The sequence below is a fragment of the Spirosoma validum genome, from assembly GCF_014699035.1.
GTDB classification, from domain to species: Bacteria; Bacteroidota; Bacteroidia; order Cytophagales; family Spirosomataceae; genus Spirosoma; species Spirosoma validum.
On sequence record NZ_JACXAA010000003.1, the window covers coordinates 355,376 to 373,083 of the forward strand.

The following is a 17,708-nucleotide window of genomic DNA, read 5'->3' on the forward strand; positions in this document are numbered from 1 at the left end:
GGGCATAGAGGTAAGGGCAGGGGGTGGGCGAGTACTTTCCCCTCTGCCCTTACCCCCATGCCCTCTGCACCTTATTCCTGATGGCGAATGGTTAACTTATCGACTTCCAGTTCGCCGATTCGCAGTTTACGGATATAGCCCCGCCCGATACTTAACTGCCCAATGGCTAAGGCGCCAATGGCAAGTGCGCCCATGGCTAAAGCACCAGCGGCAAAGGCACCGACAGCCAAGCGTCCTACGGCCGCCTGTCCGACGGCCCGTTTCCCTAATTTTAATGGAAATGCGATTCGTTTCATAGCTTTTTTTAGTTAAAACGTATCGGCCGCTCACCGGTTTCATTCGTTTATTTTGCGGACAAAACCAGGTAGATGACTGACCACGGTCAATAAAGTTTATATTGCTGAATAACCGTTCTTCGAACCAACTGTTAAGGTCCTACTACGAACGGTTGATTAAACCAGCTATAATGAAAACCTTCTATGCCGTTCTGGCAAATTCACTGGCGGCTTCGCTCACCAATAATCTGGTCTGGTTTGCGGTTACTTTCTGGGTTTATCTTGAGACGAAATCCGTCGTCGCTACGTCAGTAATGTCCGGTGTCTATTCGGGCACGGTGGCTATCACCGGTTTTTTTCTGGGCTCGCTGGTTGACCGATATAAGAAAAAAACGGCCATGACGCTCTCAAGCGCCGGATCTCTGGTACTATACACGATCTCGTTCATTATTTACCTCGCTACACCGCGACAGGTTTTCACCGATCCGTCAAGCCCGATTCTCTGGGCCTTTATCGTACTGGCACTCCTGGGCGCTATCGCTGGAAACATACGTACCATTGCGCTGTCGACACTCGTCACGATTCTAATCCCTGAACCGGGCCGCGACAAAGCAAACGGGCTGGTGGGTACCACCAATGGCGTATCGTTTTTGGTCTCGTCTATCTTCAGTGGACTGATCATTGGCTTTCTAGGGATGTTCTGGATGCTGGTTGCCGCCATCGCCCTGACCGCCCTAACCCTGGTTCATGCATGGCTGCTGTCCATTCCGGAAAAGGGCATTGTTCATACCGAAGAACACACAAAACGTATTGATATCCGGGGTACCATACAGGCTATCAACCTAATGCCGGGCTTGTTTGCGCTCATCTTTTTCAATACGTTCAACAACTTCCTGGGTGGCGTTTTTATGTCGCTGATGGATGCCTACGGCCTGTCGCTGGTATCGGTACAGACATGGGGCGTGTTGTGGGGCGTATTGAGTCTGGGGTTTATTATTGGCGGTTTGGTCGTGTCGAAAAAAGGGCTTGGCGAGCAACCATTGCGAACCCTTTTTCTGTCTAACATCGCTATGTGGACCATATGCGTCTTCTTCACGATTCAAGCCTCTATTGTGTTGCTTGCCATTGGCATGTTCGTTTATTTATGCCTGATCCCCGTTGTTGAGGCTGCTGAGCAAACTATTCTTCAAAAGCTGATTCCACCCGAACGGCAGGGACGGGTGTTTGGCTTTGCCCAGAGTATCGAGCAGGCCGCTTCACCAGTAACAGCGTTCATGATTGGCCCGATTGCGCAGTACATATTCATCCCGTTCATGACGACCGGCGCAGGCGTAGCGTTAATTGGCAACTGGTTCGGAACCGGTAAAGAAAGAGGACTGGCGCTCCTGTTCACCGTAACGGGATTGATCGGGCTCATCGTAACGATTATCGCCATGAAGTCTAAGGCGTATAAAACGCTATCGACAAACTATCAGAAGCCAGCAGAAACGCAGGCGGTTGTGGAATAACGTTAACGATTAATCGAACGGGAACAGGAAATTTCTATCGCATCACCACTACGGCCGGACACTCGGCAACCCCGCCAGCTCCATAACCAATCAAGGTCTGGCTACCTCAATCTTATACTTCTTGCCTTTCATTTTTTCGTCTTTTATCCGATCTAGCAACGGATCAACTTTGGCCGTTTTCACGGCGGCAAACGAAATAAAATCTTTCACCTCAATTAACCCAAGATCACCTTTGTCGAGCTGGCCTTTCTGGGAAAGAAAACCAACGATATCGACTTTGTTGAGCTTGTTCTTCTTACCCCCACTTATGTATAGCGTTACGAATTTGGGTGGCTCGGGCAGCGACGTATCAGTAGGCAAGTCCAGAATCTCCAACGATTGGTCCAGATAATCGGGACGCGGTTCGTCCTGATGTAAAATTACATAGGCCGTTCCCAACGTGTGCATGCGGGCTGTCCGACCGTTCCGATGCACAAACTCATGAGCCTGCAACGGCAGATGATAATGAATGACGTGTTTCATTTCCGGAATATCCAACCCGCGAGCCGCCAGATCGGTCGTGACCAGATACGTAATGCTGCCGTTTCGGAATCGGATCAGCGCCCGCTCGCGATCGTCCTGCTCCATGCCGCCATGGTAAAATGTTGAGTAGATTCCGCGTTCGTTGAGTAAAGCACTGGTCCGCTCAGCAGCTTCGCGATGGTTGCAGAAAATCAGGGCAGCTTCTGAGTTCAGTGAGCATAGCAAATGAAACAACGTATCGATTTTATCTTTCTCTTCCGAATAAACGAGCTTGATGGTGAGGCCCGTTGATTCATCATCTTCCTGAGAGAAATTTAACGTAGTAGGCGCATTGAGCCGGATAAAATCGGGAATGCGGATGCCCGACGTAGCAGAGACCAGCACCCGTTTCTGGAGATTGGGTAAACGACCGATGATAAACGCCATCTCTTCCTGAAACCCTAACTCCAGCGACTTGTCGAACTCATCCAGTACCAGCGTTTGAATACCGTCCAGCGAGAAGGTTTTGCGATCAATGTGGTCTGTAATACGTCCGGGTGTGCCGATTAAAAGAGCGGGTGGATTACTCAGGTTTTTGATTTCGGTTTCCACCGGATGCCCTCCGTAACACACATTGACTTTATAGCCCGTTGCCATTTTTTTCCAGACCTGCTCAATCTGCAGGGCCAGTTCGCGGGTGGGTGCCAGAACCAGGCATTGTACCCGGTTGTTGTCTGTCTTGAGCCGCTGAAGGATAGGCAGAAGAAAGCCAAGTGTTTTGCCAGAACCCGTTGGCGCGATTAAAAACGTATCGTTGTCTTGCCGAATGGCTTCCTGAGCAGCCTCCTGCATCGGATTTAAGGACATAATGCCCAGGTTCGCCAGAATTTGTGTTGAGTGCTGTGAGGGTATCATGCCTTAAAAGTAAGTCAAAAGGTCTGCGTTACGTTGCTTTCTGTGGAATGAGTTGCCGGAATAGCCCTACCTTCGTGAAATAGTAAACGACAGAATCTATGACGTTTGAGGAACTGAATCTCAATAAGCCGCTTCTCAATGCCCTGAATGACCTGGGACTTACTACACCGACGACTATACAGCAGAATGTTTTTTCGGTCGTAATGTCGGGGCGGGATGTATGTGGCCTGGCGCAGACCGGTACGGGCAAAACGCTGGCGTATCTGTTGCCCTGCCTGCGTCAACTGCAATTTTCGAAAGAAAAACTGCCCCAGCTGCTGGTTATCGTTCCAACGCGTGAGCTGGTTGTGCAGGTGCTGGAAACGGTTACTCAACTGACAACGTACATGAATCTGGTGGCGGTGGGCGTGTATGGTGGCGTCAACATGAAGCCGCAAGTGGCGCAGGTTCAGCAGGGGATGGATATTCTGGTCGCTACGCCTGGTCGTCTGGTGGATTTATTGTCCAGCGGTGTATTGAAGCCCAAGGCCATTAAAAAACTGGTGATCGATGAGGTAGATGAAATGCTGAATCTTGGCTTCCGTACCCAGCTGAAAATCATTCTGGACCTGCTGCCACTAAAACGCCAAAATCTGCTCTTTTCGGCGACACTGACAACCGATGTGGAACAACTGATCGATACGTTCTTCAACAATCCGGTTCGGGTTGAAGCCGCCCCTGTCGGTACACCGCTGGAAAATATTGCCCAGACGGCGTATGCCGTGCCTAACTTTTATACGAAAGTCAATCTGCTGGAACTCCTGCTAAAACAGGGTGCCGACATGACCAAAGTGCTGGTTTTCGTCGCAACCAAGCAGTTAGCCGATCAGCTGTATGAGCAACTTGATGATGAATTCGCCGATCAGGCCGGGGTTATTCATTCCAACAAATCGCAGAATCTTCGCTTCGACGCCGTTGAGAAATTTAAATCCGGTACGTATCGAATTCTGATTGCTACCGACATTATCGCTCGTGGATTAGACGTAGCGGAAGTGTCGCACGTAATCAATTTCGACATGCCCGACGTACCGGAAAACTACATACACCGCATTGGTCGAACGGGCCGGGCCGATCAGAAAGGCATCGCCATTGCCTTTATTACAACTGCTGATGACGAGCGCCAGACGGCCATTGAAACGTTGATGAAGTATCAGATTCCTGTACTGCCATTGCCACAGGATCTTAAGATTTCCGACGAGCTAACGGAGGATGAGATGCCGAAGGTTTACATGAAAACGCCCGACGTAAAGACGCCTAAACGCGAAGATGTTGGCCCGGCGTTTCATGAGAAGATAGATAAGAATAAGAAAGTAAATGTCCGGCGCGACTATGCAGCCGAAAAAATGAAAAAATATGGTCGACCCATCAAGCGGAGCGGAAAAAAATAACGGATCATTTTCATCCCTTGGATTATCGGAACCGCTGGTGAAAGCTGTAGCGGAACAACAGTACACAAAACCGTATCCCATTCAGCAGGAAGCTATTCCGCCTATTTTACGGGGGAAAGATATTCTGGGAATTGCCAAAACGGGTTCAGGAAAGACCGCCAGTTTCGTGTTGCCGATTCTGGAATTATTCCACCGCACAAAAAGCGTTAGTAGCCGGTACGCCAGCGTCTTGGTGCTGGTGCCCACGCGGGAACTGGCCGGGCAAGTCGCTGATGTATTTCAGGAGTTGGGGGCTCATCTGTTTCCGAAGGTAAAAACCGTGGCGGTATACGGGGGCGTATCCATCAATCCGCAGATGCAGGCGGTACATGGCGCCGACATCATCGTAGCGACACCGGGTCGATTACTGGATTTGATTGGGCAGCATGCGTTACGTTTGTCAGACGTTGAAATCCTGGTGCTCGACGAAGCGGATAAAATGCTGGAACTCGGTTTCGCCGACGAAATGGATAAGCTGTTTGGTCTATTACCCAAAAAACGGCAGACCATTCTCTTTTCAGCAACTCTGGGCGACGCCATTCAGGACATCAACGCTACGTTGCTCCACAATCCGGTCAAGATTGAGGTTGGTGAAGAAGAAACGAATCTCGATCTGATCGAACAGATTGCCTATACCGTTGACGCCGAGCGAAAAGGACCTTTCCTGCGGTATCTGATCAAAACCGAAACGATGAATCAGGTACTGGTGTTTGTTTCATCGACCCGAACCGCGGATAACCTGGTGGTTAAACTGACTAAAAACGGGATTCAGGCGGCTGCTATTCACGGACAGAAAGGCCAGCAAATACGTACCGAAGTGCTTCAGAAATTCAAGGCCGGAAAGCTAACGGTAATGGTCGCTACGGATTTGCTGGCTCGGGGAATCGATATTCAGTTGCTGCCCTACGTGATCAATTTCGACCTGCCGCGCTCACCCAAAGACTACGTTCACCGGATTGGCCGGACGGGCCGGGCGGAAGCGACGGGGAAAGCCATTTCGCTGATTACCCCCGACGACCAGCATCACTTCAAAATCATCCAGAAAAAAATGGGCAAACGAGTCGAGCAAATAGACACGGCTGACATGGATTTGCAGGGGTATTAATGGCTAAGTACTAAAGCACAAATAGCCATCGTATTTTAGCTGACCTAGTTAATTGTAGATAATTGTGTTATTGTTAAATTGAAGGTGGCAGTAGGCTCATCTCCCGAATAGGAGTCTCAGCTTACCAACTAGCTCAAAGCCATCGAGATCGAAGGGGGGAGACTTAACTTTGGTCGCGAACCTCAATATAAACGCAAGGTCTTCACCGCTTATCCTCAAATAACTCCATAAAAACTACGATCCTTTTTGTCGTTTATGGATTCAGTTAACTTGCTTGTTCGTATTCGATCAACAATTAACTTCCATGAAGATTATACGCCTTCTCACACTGGTTTCTGCCATGTTTCTTTGGCAAATTGCCGTTGCAAAACCCTCCCTGCCTTTATTGTATGAAATAAACCTGAACGACCGCAGCGACGATCAGTTCAAGGTTACGCTGCATGTCAACGGATTGACAACCGACAACGCCGTTTACCAGTTTGCGGCTACAGCGCCCGGTACGTATCAGATTATGAATATTGGCCGCTACGTTCGGTCGTTCAAAGCGCTCGATGCGAAAGGGCGTGAACTAAAAACACAGCAAATCTCCACTAACCAATGGAAGTTTGATCAGCCGGAGAAAGTACGTACCGTTCAGTACAGCATCGCTGAAACTTGGGACACGCCGGTTAATGAGCACAAGCCCTACAACATGTGCGGTACGTCCATCGAACAGGACCACGTATTGATCAATGGGCAGGGCGTGTTTGGCTTCCCAACGGGTATGCAGACGGCTCCTATTGAAATAAAAATTGACTACCCAGCGGAATGGACGGTGGGAACGGCTTTGGACAAAAATGCGAAAGGTTATTTCACTGCGTCAAATTATGACCGCATTGTCGATTCACCCATCCTGTTAGGTCGCCTGACCAAAGCGACGACGAAGGTTGCGGGTGCGGACGTTGATGTGTATACGTATTCGAAAACGGATAAGATCAAGTCAGAGCAATTGTTGAACAACATGCAGGCTATGCTGAATGCGGCTGGTCAGTTTTTGAAGCAGTTGCCCGTAAAACGCTATACGTTCCTGTATCATTTTGAAGACCAGAGCTGGGGTGCCTGGGAGCATTCGTACAGTTCGGAATATGTGATTAAAGAAGAAGAGTTCTCGAAGAAACTGGCCGATGATATGACGTCGATTGCCGCTCATGAGTTCTTCCACGTCGTAACGCCACTGAACATCCACAGCGAAATCATTCAGCAGTTCAATTTTGAAACCCCTACACCCTCGGAGCATCTGTGGCTTTACGAAGGTGTAACAGAATGGGCGAGCGACGCGATGCAGCTACGAGGTAAGATCATGGACCTGCCAACGTACCTGGATGAACAGACGCAAAAAATTGCGTACGACAAAAGTCTGGACACAACGTACAGCCTGAGCAAATTGGGCCTAACCTGCTACACCGACGAAGGACAGCGGCAATACGGAAACATCTATGCGCGTGGTGCCCTGGTTGCGGGATTGCTGGATATTCGCCTGCTCGAACTCTCGAAAGGCAAACGGGGACTGCGCGAAGTCATTAACGAACTGGCTGCTACGTATGGTCCAAACAAAGCTTTCTCGGAAAAAGACTTCTTTGCTACGTTCGCGCAGATGACGTACCCCGAAATCGCTGACTTCTTCAATCGGTACGTAAAAGCCACTGAGCCATTACCCTACAAAGACTATTACGAGAAGCTGGGCATTACATATACACCAGCCATTTCTACGGGTGAGAAGGTGCCCTGGCTTGGTATGAAACCTACGTTTGTAGATGCCAAGTTTGTACTTACCAGAGTAACAGACCCTTTGTTGAAAGCTGGCTTGCAGGAAAATGACGAGTGGGTAGCCTTTAACGGCCAACCGGTAAGCATGGAGACTGTTGGTAAGATTCAGGCTGACTTGAAGCAGCTTAAGGCGGGTGATGCTTACGACCTTACTGTTCGGCGGAATGGTCAGGACATTACGGTGAAACCGACAATGCTTGAGAAAGAAGCTTTGAAACAGTATGTTTTCGAGCCTAATCCACAAGCTACACCCGAACAAATCCAGTTACGGGAAGTCTGGATGCGTAATCTGTAGAAAATAGCCATCCAGCCCTAAGAGAAAGAACACATGAGTATACTGAGGAAACTGTTTGGTCCTTACAAAGACGAGGTTTGGCAGCAACTGGCTGATGAGATTCACGCCGATTTTATTGACGGTGGTTTCTGGAAAGGGAGCCGGGTACAAGCCAATGTTAAGGAGTGGACGATAACGCTCGATACGTACACTGTTTCAACCGGAAAAACGCAGATTCCCTACACCCGGATGAGAGCACCTTATGTGAATCAGGATGGTTTTCGATTCAACATATACCGGAGAGGGTTTTTCAGCAATTTACAGAAGAGACTAGGGATGCAGGATGTTGAGGTAGGCTACCCTGATTTTGACGATCAGTTCATTATTCAGGGGAATGATGAATATAAACTCCAGCTTCTATTTAAGAATATCAACATCCGGCAATTGATGGAAGCGCAACCTGACATTAGCCTGCAAGTGAAAGATGATGAGGGCTGGTTAACAAATCGGTTTCCAGAAGATGTGGATCTGTTATCGTTTCAGGTAGTTGGTGTTATTAAAGATGTCGAGCGCTTAAAACAGCTTTACGGGCTCTTTGCCGAAGTCCTTAATCAGCTTTGTCGAATTGGATCAGCTTATGAGAATGATCCTGACGTAGAGCTGATCTAAAAATTTTTTAAGTAGGAATAATACAACTGTCGCCGTAATAACTGCCTAACTGTCAGTCATTACGGCGTTTTCATGTCGGAAAGACACTATTCCTTCTAACACAGTACTGCCAGGATAAAGCATTAAACCATCTGTCGCGATTCTGGTCTTAGAACAAACAATTACGTAGCAGAATACGTTAGTTGTCATTTGTAAGCCATCGTATCAGTTTAACAATTACTATCATGAAAAAGATACATCAGATTGTTGCATTCGGTATGCTGACAATTAGTGTCGTTGGCCAGGTCGCTGAGGCACAGGCAATACAAGGCTGGGGAACCGGAGCAAAAGGAGCTGCCATTGGAGCCGGTGCAGGAGCTGCTTTAGGCGCTATTATCAATAAACAAAATCGCGCCGTTGGCGGAGTTGCCGGTGGTGTACTCGGTGGAACGGCGGGTTATGCCGTTGGGAAGAGTGCCAAACGACGCTGGAGTCCGCAGGCAACCGGTACGGCCATTGGAACGGGTGCTGGTGCCGCTGCTGGCGCGATCATCAATAAGCGAAATCGCGTCGTAGGTGGCGTTATCGGTGGCGTTGTAGGTGGGGCTGCCGGTTATGCCATCGGTAAGCACAAGGATAACAAAAACAAAGCAGCAGAAGCCGCCAGACAAGCGGAAGCGGCTCGAATAGCGGCTGCGGAACGGGCTACCGCTGAAAGAGCTGCGGCTGAAAAAGCGGCTGCTGATCGGGCGGCTTCGGACAGAGCCGAACAGGCAAAAGCGGTGGCGAAAAACACGACTCCTCCGACCAGACAGGAAGTTGCTAAAGCCGTTGCCGTAGCGGCCGTTGCACCTAGTATTCAGGCCACTAGTTTAATGGATACCAGTCAGCCACCAGCTTCGTACGTATTGAAACCTGGTTTCCTACCAAACGATACGTATGGTGATCCGTCGTCGCCGTACCCAACATCCGAGTATCGTCGGAAAAGCTGGTAAAGTAAGGGATGATTTAGACGGGTTGATTCAGGATTGATACCAGCGTAGTTCGCTCAGGCAATCTAAATGCTGAATCAACCCGCCTAAATCGTCAATGGGTTTGGTCCATCATTCATAATTAACGCAACCATCATGAAACTATCCTCCTGCCTTCTGTTCGCTGCTGTCCTGGTAAGTTCCTGTTCAAAATCGACCGATACGGTCAATGTCCAGGAGCTCGATCAGCAATTTATTGGTGCCTGGAATAATAAAGACTCGGCAAAAATTATCTCGTTTCTGGCCGATGATATACATTTTCTGCAAGGCAACACGCATTTTAAAGGGAAAGCCGAAGTCTCCAGCAAGTGGGTGAGCGAAACGCTGCCAACGCTTACGGACTTAAAAACCAACGTAGTAAGTTCCGGTACCGATAGCCAGACGGCCTACGAAGCCGGTACATTTTCCGTGGACGTACTGCCCGTCAATCCTAAAGATCCGCATGCGTACGGTGAAGGAAATTATATTCTGCTTTGGAAAAAAGGTGCCGACAATACCTGGAAACTAAGTTACGCGCAGTTGGAAGACCTGCCTGTTCAACTGAAAAACTAGTCTCATGACAACGAATGAAATTTATGACGTACTGACCGATGCCATCAGTTCGGTTATTCCAGACGATTGGACGATTGCCCGGCTGAACGTTCAACTATTGTCGGATGGACAGGAGATTGAATTCGACGGTACGTATCTAACACCGGCAGGGGAGGCCGAACCTTTAAGCACCGATTTCCCCGATGAGGTGACTGAGGCTGTTCAGGAACTGTACCTGCATCGAAAGAATGAAGGCCAACCCCGTGCGAATCTGCTACAGATTGACTTAACCGCCCAGGGTAAGTTCACCACCGATTTTAGCTGGGATCAGGAAATTCAGGACGAAGATGACCACTTTAACAACGGCGGTACGGCCCGCGAGTGGATGGAAATTCGTAAGGCCAAATATGGGTCGGAAGATGAGGACACTACGGTATAGTTAGTGTTCCCATTTGTCCCGATAGATGAATTTGGGCATGTGCCAGTCGTATCGAATGGATAACAAACGCAGGGTTAGTCCTATTGCCGCAGCAGCCAGCATGGCGATTGTTGGATTGCCGTACCAATGGTCGATTGCTACGTAGACGCCACCTGTCACGAGTGACGCACTGGCATAGATTTCTCTCCGAAAAAGCAACGGAATGTCATTGCACAATACGTCTCGCAGAACCCCACCTGCGCAACCCGTTATGACTCCGCTGGCGACGATGATAGTAACCGGGAGGTGAATATCCTGGGCGATCTGGCAGCCAATAATGGTGAATACAACCAGACCCAGGGCATCCAGATACAAAAACAGCTTCCTCAGTCGACCCATAAACGACGCAATCAGTGGCGTAAAAAGGGCAGCTCCAGCGGTTATCAGCAGGTATTCGGGGTGTTCGACCCAGGCCATTGGGTAATGGTCAAACAGGATATTCCGTATTGTGCCTCCGCCCAGTGCCGTAATCCAGGCAATGATACAGACGCCTACCCAATCCATATCCCGGCGACCAGCCGATAAAGCCGCTGTCATGGCTTCGGCGGTTATGGCAACAATGTATAAGATGTGTAGCATACTAACTTGGCCTGCATACTGTAAGCCACATGAGGCTTATTTTAATAACTGACTTAGGTAAATGTACCTACAAATCTGTGGAAATTTTACTCAACTTCTGTACAGGTCGGATACGTTAAATTAAGCTATATAGATGCAAGCTTTTTATAATCACGGTCTTAACAAAAACGATGCATTCTGGCATCAAATTCGCACTTACTCTTTTTGAAAACATCAATATCCCTATGATACGCCAAGCGAATCAGCTATCACCCTACAGATGTTTTCCCTTACTCAACGCTATGAAAAAACCTCAATTCCTTTACCTGGATTGAGGTTTTACTTTTTTTTCCTACAGCAGAACTTCCGCCATTGGCTCATCAACCGGATTTTTGCTCGCCAGGTAGCGTATGGTACGTTGACCAATCAGGAGAATGACCAATCCGCTAACGGCACAAATCATCATCACGCCAACCATCGGAAGGGCGGTATTGTTGTGAAGCGCGCTGACAGCCCCGGAAACGATAGCGCCAAAGCCCATTCGAAAACTCCCCATCAACGCGGCTGCGCTGCCTGCATGACGCACAAACGGGGCCAGCGAAAGCGCTGTGGCATTCGGGCCTGTAATGCCTTGCCCACATAAAAACAGAAACAGAACCGCAATCAGTCCATATTGTCCATACCACCCCGCCCAGGTTCCTACGATCATAAAGAGCCCAACAATTGATTGATACGTCAGAGTAGTGAGAATGATTTGCTCACTGCTGAAACGCCTGAGCAGAAACCGATTCAACTGGGTTGGGGCGATGACCGCGATGGACAGAAAAGCGAAAATCCAGCCGTATTCCTGCGCACTGGCGTGGTAAATATTCATAAACACATCGGACGAACCAGCCAGATACGCAAACGGTGCCGACGTAGCCAGACCACCGACCAGCGCGTATGTCAGAAACTGGGGCTGCTTCAATACCGTAAAAAAGCTGCCTAACACGGCTTTCGGACGTAGCGAGAGAGTAGTATCGGGCTGTTTACCATCGGGTAAGGCGAAATAGATTCCTACCAGAATCAGAGCCGTAATAGCGGACAGAATAATGAAAATGGAATGCCAGCCCAAGGCCTCAGTTGCATAGCCACCGACAGTAGGGGCAATCATGGGCGAAACCGCGACAACCAGTATGAGCAGAGAAAACACCTGGGCAATCTGATCGACAGGAAACAGATCACGTACTAAAGCCTGTGCTGCTACCAAACCGACGCAGCCCCCAAGCGCCTGTAGGAGCCGCATGGCTATCAGCGTTTCGATGGACGTACTTAATGCGCAGCCTATTGATGCCAGCATGTAGACGACCAGGCCAGCGTAGAGGGGAAGTTTTCGACCAAACCGATCCAGCAAAGGGCCGTATAGAAGCTGGCCGACCGAAATGCCAATCAGATAAGCCGTTAAGGATAATTGAACCTGAGCAATCGAGGTGTGCAAGTCTTTGGCAATGGCCGGAAATCCCGGCAAATACATGTCAATCGAGAAGGGGCTAATGGTTGAAAGCGTTCCTAAAATCAGGATAATGACAAAATGCTGTCGGCGAGTCATGCGCACAAACAAGAGATAGTTAGTATAAAGACGTTCAACGAGAAACGATTGTTCCGCATGGGTGAAATGCATCAAAAATCCTACTTGACGTAATGCACTACGTGTCATGCAAAAGCCTTCCCAGTCTGATTCAGAATGAGAAGGCTTCTCTTGATTAAGCGTTGGGACTAGCTCATCGTAACGGTTCGGTAGGTCGCTGATGTGTGGGTATTCAAAACGATATCACTCACCTGACGAGTATTGCCTTCTGTTATAACGAGTTCATAAACTCCATCGGGAAGCTCCCTGAGGTCAAAGCGAATACGGCTGGGAACAACCTGTTTGTTGATCGACTTATTGGCTAACGTTCGGCCCTGCTGATCGACAACCTCAATCAATAGGTTACTGTCTGTTTTCCCGACAACTACATCAACTTTACCATTTAGAACCGGTCGAACCGTAGTTTGTGTAATTGGGGTTAAATCAGCAAGGGCATTACCGTCCTGCGCGAAACTGATTGACGATCCTGCAATAGCCAAGGCAAAGAGTAACGAAGTGATTAGCGTTTTCATAATTTTATCGTTTAAAAGTGAGTTGTTTGGTGATTCCCGGTTGCAGTAGTGCTCCCGACTTCTGAGACAAAACAACGCCTGTTCATGAGGATAAAAAAATGAAATCGATAGGGAAGGATCGAACGTCGACCAATAGCCGGTTTCTATGTAATAATCTGATTATTAGTGCCTTTTGTTGATTATTGGGCTTTTGATAGATCAGAATGATTCGTTGATAGAGATAAACAGCCTATTGATCGAGTTTGGACCCTGCACGCACGCCAGAAAATCTACTTCGCTTTCCAACTGTTATTCGTCTCGTCGGCATCCATAAAAATCCCGCCTTCTAAAGCGACCGACTGGACTTTCTTTTTGATGGGCAGCTTCAGCGTCGCCTGTTTTTGATTAGCCTGCCAGATGCCCGGTGTCTGGTGAAACGTTTCTTTGGTCCCATCGGCAAACGTAACGACCACGTCGACCGGCGCTACGTAGCCGCCAATGTTCTGTAACGTAATGACCGATTGGGTAGGGGAGTTTGTTACGTTCTGAATGGCGAAATCGATGTAATTGTTGCTGAAATACCAGTTGTTCCAGAACCAGTTCAGATCTTTTCCCGATCCGCTATTGAAACTGAAAAACATATCCCAGGGTGTTGGATGTTTTCCGTTCCAGCGGTTCATGAACTCGTGCAAGCCTTTTTTGAACAGCTCATCGCCCAGTAAGTCTTTAACGGCCAGATAACCCAGCGCTGCTTTTCCATACTCGTTGTTGCCCAGTGCGGCTCCGCTCAGAATGTTAGAGGGCGTAATAATCGGTAAATCCTGCTCGGCCGACGGGTCCTTGATCCAGTTGTCGACCCGAAATAGTTTAAAATTGGCAATGGCCTTTTCTTTGCCGAGGTCTGCCTGCATGATCAGATGTTCCAGCGCCGTGGCCCAACCTTCATCCATGAAGCCATAGCGGGTTTCGTTTGTGCCCATGTAGAACGGAAACCAGGTGTGCGCAATCTCATGCTCGGCCACAAAACGCGAAAAATTCAGATCGGGCGTGGGACTGTCGTTTACCATCATCGGGTATTCCATATCGGCGAAGCCCTGCACGATAGTTGTTTTCGGATAAGGATACGGAATGCCCGGCCAGTTGTTCGAAAACCAATCCAGTGAATGCCGCCCGAAATCGACCATGTGGTGAAAGTCATTGGCATTATCTTTAAAAGCGGCCTGCACACTCGATCGCCGACCGGTTTTTTTATCGACTACTATACTCGACGCATCCCAGACGTACTGATCGCTGATGCACAAGGCAATATCGGGAATGTTGGTGGCTGTCCAACGCCAGACGTTACTGGCCTGCTGGGCCGTTACGTTCCGGGCGGCAACGTCTTTGGCCGTTGCTACGTGGATGACTGAATCGGTCTGCATGGATTCGGTCAGGCGTTTGGCGAACGTGGGTTGAAGCACTTCGCTGGCATTCTGCAGGTTACCGGTCGACCAGACGATGAAATTGGCCGGAACCTTTACGTTCATAACGTAATCGTTGAAATCACTGTAAAATTCCTGCGCTTCGGTAAACGGCATCGTATCCCAGCCATAATAATCGTCCCGAACGGCTATGCGTGGATAGAAGTAAGCGAGATAGAACGTAGTGGAATCCAACTTCCCTTCGCGGTTGCTCTCCACGGAAATGTCGTAATGCCAGTCGAACGAAAGCTTAACGGAGTCATGCGGCATTAGCGGTTTCGTTAGGGGCATTCGCTGTACGGTCGTGTTCGCATCCCGCCACATGCGATTCACGTTGTTTTCGGCATACCGGTCGATTTTTATGCCCGATGTCATGTAGTCTGACGAGACGGGTTGCTGGCGAATGGCACCCTGCCGGTGGCTATTCAGGAATAACTTAAACGTAAGAAAACTCAGCGTGTCCGGGCTGTTGTTGATATAGGTGATTTCTTCGCTTCCCTGAATCGTGCGATTTGGTGGGGTACACGTAAGGGTTATGGTATAGCGGGCCGAATTCTGCCAGTAATTTTTACCCGGTTTACCATCCATCGAACGCGTCCCTTTCTGGTACGCCTGTTTCACGTTACGGGGCATGTACAGACTTTGTGCCTGCGCCAGATTTAGGACTGTAGTTACTAAGAAAAAGAAAATCGGAAGGTAGGTTCGATACGTTGACACGGTTGGTGCTGGTTTAATGAATCAAGCATCCAAGTTAACGGATTCGAAAATGTGTGACCCATAAAAAAGGATGATCGGTTGCACTAGGTACGTAATACATGCCATTCATAGCACAATAGCCAGACTTTTTGCGCTTCATTGGTACATCGTTAGTAACACAAGTAAGAGTTCACAAGCGAAGTGTTACAACATCGATTGGACATAGCGTTAAAGCTGTCCTCACTTCGGCTTTATGAATGTCGCATTTTTACAATTCTGCGCCCTAATGATCCGGTAGCTTTGTCATCAAATCCACATAAACGGTATAATGATGAAGCAGTTATCAATCCTCCTCACTACGTTGCTGCCCCTGCTGGCATTCGAGTCCGACGAGCCGGTCAGCAAACTCAATGGCGCGTTTCGCCAGACAAAAAACAAGTACGGTTCCATGACTAACTGGAAAGCCCGCGACTCGGTTACGGTCATTAAAGTATTTCGAGATGGTTACTGGTTTGGCGCTTATTACAACGACAAACGGAAAGGCAGACCGCCTTTCGATGGCGCTTGTGGCGGCACATACGAGCTCAAGAATGGAAAGTACATCGAAAAAGTAAGTTTTTACTCCTGGGATTCAACGGCCGTGGGTAACGTCTTTTCGCTCGATTACAAAGTCAGTGACAGGCAGTATGAACAATACGGGGTTATGAACTCCGACAAGTACAAAAACTATCCCATCAATGAAGTCAGCGAACGTATTACGACCACTGAGCCGCTGAAAAATCGGGGACTGGAAGGAACGTGGTTCATGAAAGAAGGCCAGTGGGGAGCCGACCGTTTGGGGGAAGGCAAATATAAAAACATACAGGTAGTTAAAATTTTCGCTTATCCCATGGTGGTTTATGCGTACTACAATCCTGTCACGAAGCAGTTTAACGGAGCAGGTGGCGCCATGTATCAGTTCGACGGCACTACGTTAACCGAAACGAATGAATTCTGGTCGTGGCCAACAGATGGCAAACGGGAAGGAAAGGCCGTTACGTTTGACGTATCTCTTGAACAAGGCCGGTACGTGCAGCAGGGCGGGGGAGTCCAACTGAGGGAAGTCTTCATGAAAGCACCAGCAAAGTAATTAATTGTTCTGATAACCAACGCAATAATCATGCGAAAAGTAATGATTACGTTCGTTGCTATGATGTTGACCCTACAAGTCAGCCGGGCACAAAAACTCTGGACGGAAGCCGATCGGAAATACACAGTCGATAACCTCAAACGTACCCGCGACGAAATCACGCGTGAAGTCGAAAATCTGACGGATACTCAGTGGCACTTTCATGAATCACCCGATCGCTGGAGCATTGCCGAAGTGGTTGAACATCTGGCTCTTTGGGAAATTATCTGGGCACGAGAAATCAGCATTGGAACGCGCTCAAAACCCCAGCCTGAACTGAATAAAACCAGTCGGCCTGATAGCTATTATGCCAACTGGATCATGGAAGATACGCCCCACAAATCGCCCGATTTTTCGCGCCCGACAGGGTTTATCAAAGGAAAAGATAATTTGACGTTCTTTACGAAATTACGAAATCAGCACATCGCATTTACCGATACAACCCGGGCGGATATGCGCTCCTGTTTCGAGTTCACCGGTACGGATGCTCGTCGAAACATGCATCAGGTATATATTTTTCAGTGGGGGCATGTCGATCGGCACATGCGTCAGATCCGCAAGATCAAAGCACATCCGAATTACCCGAAAGCGCAATAGCATAGGGGTAAGGGCAGGGGGCAGAGGGACTAAAAACGTATACGGGGTACCTTCTGCCCCATGCCCTTACCCTTATGCCAACCAACAAGTAAACGAACAAACGATGGAAACTCTTAACAAAACATCACTTACTGAACAGACACGCAAAGGGGCTTGTCTGGCTTTTTTTTCGGCCTATCAGGATATGGATACGGCCCGCATGATCCAACTCGCTACGCCCGACGCGACCGTGCATTTTCAGCCCATGGGCGACGATGGGAAAGGGTCATTCTGGGAATTTGGCAAAGGCGTGTGGCAATTGCTCATGGACTGTTTTCCGAACCTCGACAACACCGTTGATAGCCTGACAGCCGACGGAGACACAGTAACGGCGCACGTGACGATCTTTGGAACACAGGCGCAGGATTTTCTGGGTATTACCAACAAAGGCCTTCACTTCAACAGTGACCATGTGTTCGTGTTCCATTTCGACGAAGCCGACCGGATTACGAACCTGGACATTACCTGGGACCACGCCAGTTTTAGCAAACAACTGGGTGCCTGATCTTTCTCAGTAAAATCCGGTGTGTGGTG

General features: G+C 48.8%; 17 protein-coding genes. 11 read left to right on the forward strand and 6 right to left on the reverse strand.

What is annotated here, in order from left to right; translation table 11 throughout:
• Positions 1-71: 71 nt before the first annotated feature.
• Positions 72-296 carry a hypothetical protein gene (locus tag IC230_RS10230; protein ID WP_191038892.1) on the reverse strand — a complete coding sequence of 75 codons (225 nt, stop codon included), beginning with the start codon at positions 294-296 and terminating at the stop codon, positions 72-74.
• A 170-nt stretch (positions 297-466) separates the two neighbouring features.
• On the opposite strand from IC230_RS10230, the gene IC230_RS10235 reads away from it, so the two are divergent.
• The gene (locus IC230_RS10235; protein ID WP_191038893.1) at positions 467-1,783 is read left to right on the forward strand and encodes an MFS transporter; all 1,317 of its coding nucleotides are present in this window, start codon (positions 467-469) and stop codon (positions 1,781-1,783) included.
• Positions 1,784-1,873: 90 nt separating this feature from the next.
• Here the strand turns inward: IC230_RS10235 and IC230_RS10240 are convergent, their stop codons facing one another.
• Entirely contained in the window at positions 1,874-3,199 is a 1,326-nt protein-coding gene (locus tag IC230_RS10240; protein WP_191038894.1) for a DEAD/DEAH box helicase, read from the reverse strand.
• A gap of 98 nt (positions 3,200-3,297) precedes the next feature.
• On the opposite strand from IC230_RS10240, the gene IC230_RS10245 reads away from it, so the two are divergent.
• From IC230_RS10245 to IC230_RS10275, 7 genes are all read left to right on the forward strand, one after another.
• Positions 3,298-4,626 (forward strand): DEAD/DEAH box helicase, encoded by a 1,329-nt coding sequence (locus IC230_RS10245; protein ID WP_191038895.1) that lies wholly within the window; start codon positions 3,298-3,300, stop codon positions 4,624-4,626.
• A complete protein-coding gene (locus IC230_RS10250) occupies positions 4,592-5,770 on the forward strand; it encodes a DEAD/DEAH box helicase (RefSeq protein ID WP_191038896.1) in 1,179 nt (392 codons plus the stop codon). The genes IC230_RS10245 and IC230_RS10250 overlap by 35 nt, the downstream gene beginning before the upstream one ends.
• Before the next feature lie 304 nt (positions 5,771-6,074).
• Complete coding sequence (locus IC230_RS10255) at positions 6,075-7,871, forward strand: M61 family metallopeptidase (RefSeq protein ID WP_191038897.1); 1,797 nt, start codon at positions 6,075-6,077, stop codon at positions 7,869-7,871.
• A 33-nt stretch (positions 7,872-7,904) separates the two neighbouring features.
• On the forward strand, positions 7,905-8,519 hold the full coding sequence (locus IC230_RS10260; protein WP_191038898.1) for a DUF3137 domain-containing protein: 615 nt from the start codon (positions 7,905-7,907) through the stop codon (positions 8,517-8,519).
• 224 nt (positions 8,520-8,743) lie between these two features.
• Complete coding sequence (locus tag IC230_RS10265) at positions 8,744-9,493, forward strand: YMGG-like glycine zipper-containing protein (protein WP_191038899.1); 750 nt, start codon at positions 8,744-8,746, stop codon at positions 9,491-9,493.
• 132 nt (positions 9,494-9,625) lie between these two features.
• Positions 9,626-10,081, forward strand: coding sequence for a YybH family protein (locus IC230_RS10270; RefSeq protein WP_191038900.1), 456 nt, complete (start codon positions 9,626-9,628; stop codon positions 10,079-10,081).
• Between the two features lie 4 nt (positions 10,082-10,085).
• On the forward strand, positions 10,086-10,499 hold the full coding sequence (locus IC230_RS10275) for an immunity protein YezG family protein (protein ID WP_191038901.1): 414 nt from the start codon (positions 10,086-10,088) through the stop codon (positions 10,497-10,499).
• On the opposite strand, the gene IC230_RS10280 is transcribed toward IC230_RS10275, so the two are convergent.
• The 4 genes from IC230_RS10280 to IC230_RS10295 form a co-directional block, all read right to left on the reverse strand.
• Positions 10,500-11,117 carry a trimeric intracellular cation channel family protein gene (locus IC230_RS10280; RefSeq protein ID WP_191038902.1) on the reverse strand — a complete coding sequence of 206 codons (618 nt, stop codon included), beginning with the start codon at positions 11,115-11,117 and terminating at the stop codon, positions 10,500-10,502.
• Between the two features lie 331 nt (positions 11,118-11,448).
• Complete coding sequence (locus IC230_RS10285) at positions 11,449-12,684, reverse strand: multidrug effflux MFS transporter (RefSeq protein ID WP_191038903.1); 1,236 nt, start codon at positions 12,682-12,684, stop codon at positions 11,449-11,451.
• 167 nt (positions 12,685-12,851) lie between these two features.
• Positions 12,852-13,235, reverse strand: coding sequence for a hypothetical protein (locus IC230_RS10290; RefSeq protein WP_191038904.1), 384 nt, complete (start codon positions 13,233-13,235; stop codon positions 12,852-12,854).
• Positions 13,236-13,504: 269 nt separating this feature from the next.
• Positions 13,505-15,391, reverse strand: coding sequence for a M1 family metallopeptidase (locus IC230_RS10295; RefSeq protein ID WP_317171781.1), 1,887 nt, complete (start codon positions 15,389-15,391; stop codon positions 13,505-13,507).
• 307 nt (positions 15,392-15,698) lie between these two features.
• Between IC230_RS10295 and IC230_RS10300 the strand changes: the two genes are divergently transcribed.
• The 3 genes from IC230_RS10300 (at position 15,699) to IC230_RS10310 (ending at position 17,679) form a co-directional block, all read left to right on the forward strand.
• Entirely contained in the window at positions 15,699-16,499 is an 801-nt protein-coding gene (locus IC230_RS10300) for a hypothetical protein (protein ID WP_191038905.1), read from the forward strand.
• 30 nt (positions 16,500-16,529) lie between these two features.
• Positions 16,530-17,135: a DinB family protein gene (locus IC230_RS10305; RefSeq protein ID WP_191038906.1), complete on the forward strand. Its 606-nt coding sequence runs from the start codon at positions 16,530-16,532 to the stop codon at positions 17,133-17,135.
• Positions 17,136-17,238: 103 nt separating this feature from the next.
• The gene (locus tag IC230_RS10310) at positions 17,239-17,679 is read left to right on the forward strand and encodes a nuclear transport factor 2 family protein (protein WP_191038907.1); all 441 of its coding nucleotides are present in this window, start codon (positions 17,239-17,241) and stop codon (positions 17,677-17,679) included.
• Positions 17,680-17,708 lie beyond the last annotated feature (29 nt).

Coding starts and splice junctions, on each gene's coding strand:
- IC230_RS10230 (WP_191038892.1), bottom strand. CDS start 296: ATGAAACGAATCGCATTTCCATTAAAATTAGGGAAACGGGCCGTCGGA.
- IC230_RS10235 (WP_191038893.1), top strand. CDS start 467: ATGAAAACCTTCTATGCCGTTCTGGCAAATTCACTGGCGGCTTCGCTC.
- IC230_RS10240 (WP_191038894.1), bottom strand. CDS start 3,199: ATGATACCCTCACAGCACTCAACACAAATTCTGGCGAACCTGGGCATT.
- IC230_RS10245 (WP_191038895.1), top strand. CDS start 3,298: ATGACGTTTGAGGAACTGAATCTCAATAAGCCGCTTCTCAATGCCCTG.
- IC230_RS10250 (WP_191038896.1), top strand. CDS start 4,592: ATGGTCGACCCATCAAGCGGAGCGGAAAAAAATAACGGATCATTTTCA.
- IC230_RS10255 (WP_191038897.1), top strand. CDS start 6,075: ATGAAGATTATACGCCTTCTCACACTGGTTTCTGCCATGTTTCTTTGG.
- IC230_RS10260 (WP_191038898.1), top strand. CDS start 7,905: ATGAGTATACTGAGGAAACTGTTTGGTCCTTACAAAGACGAGGTTTGG.
- IC230_RS10265 (WP_191038899.1), top strand. CDS start 8,744: ATGAAAAAGATACATCAGATTGTTGCATTCGGTATGCTGACAATTAGT.
- IC230_RS10270 (WP_191038900.1), top strand. CDS start 9,626: ATGAAACTATCCTCCTGCCTTCTGTTCGCTGCTGTCCTGGTAAGTTCC.
- IC230_RS10275 (WP_191038901.1), top strand. CDS start 10,086: ATGACAACGAATGAAATTTATGACGTACTGACCGATGCCATCAGTTCG.
- IC230_RS10280 (WP_191038902.1), bottom strand. CDS start 11,117: ATGCTACACATCTTATACATTGTTGCCATAACCGCCGAAGCCATGACA.
- IC230_RS10285 (WP_191038903.1), bottom strand. CDS start 12,684: ATGACTCGCCGACAGCATTTTGTCATTATCCTGATTTTAGGAACGCTT.
- IC230_RS10290 (WP_191038904.1), bottom strand. CDS start 13,235: ATGAAAACGCTAATCACTTCGTTACTCTTTGCCTTGGCTATTGCAGGA.
- IC230_RS10300 (WP_191038905.1), top strand. CDS start 15,699: ATGATGAAGCAGTTATCAATCCTCCTCACTACGTTGCTGCCCCTGCTG.
- IC230_RS10305 (WP_191038906.1), top strand. CDS start 16,530: ATGCGAAAAGTAATGATTACGTTCGTTGCTATGATGTTGACCCTACAA.
- IC230_RS10310 (WP_191038907.1), top strand. CDS start 17,239: ATGGAAACTCTTAACAAAACATCACTTACTGAACAGACACGCAAAGGG.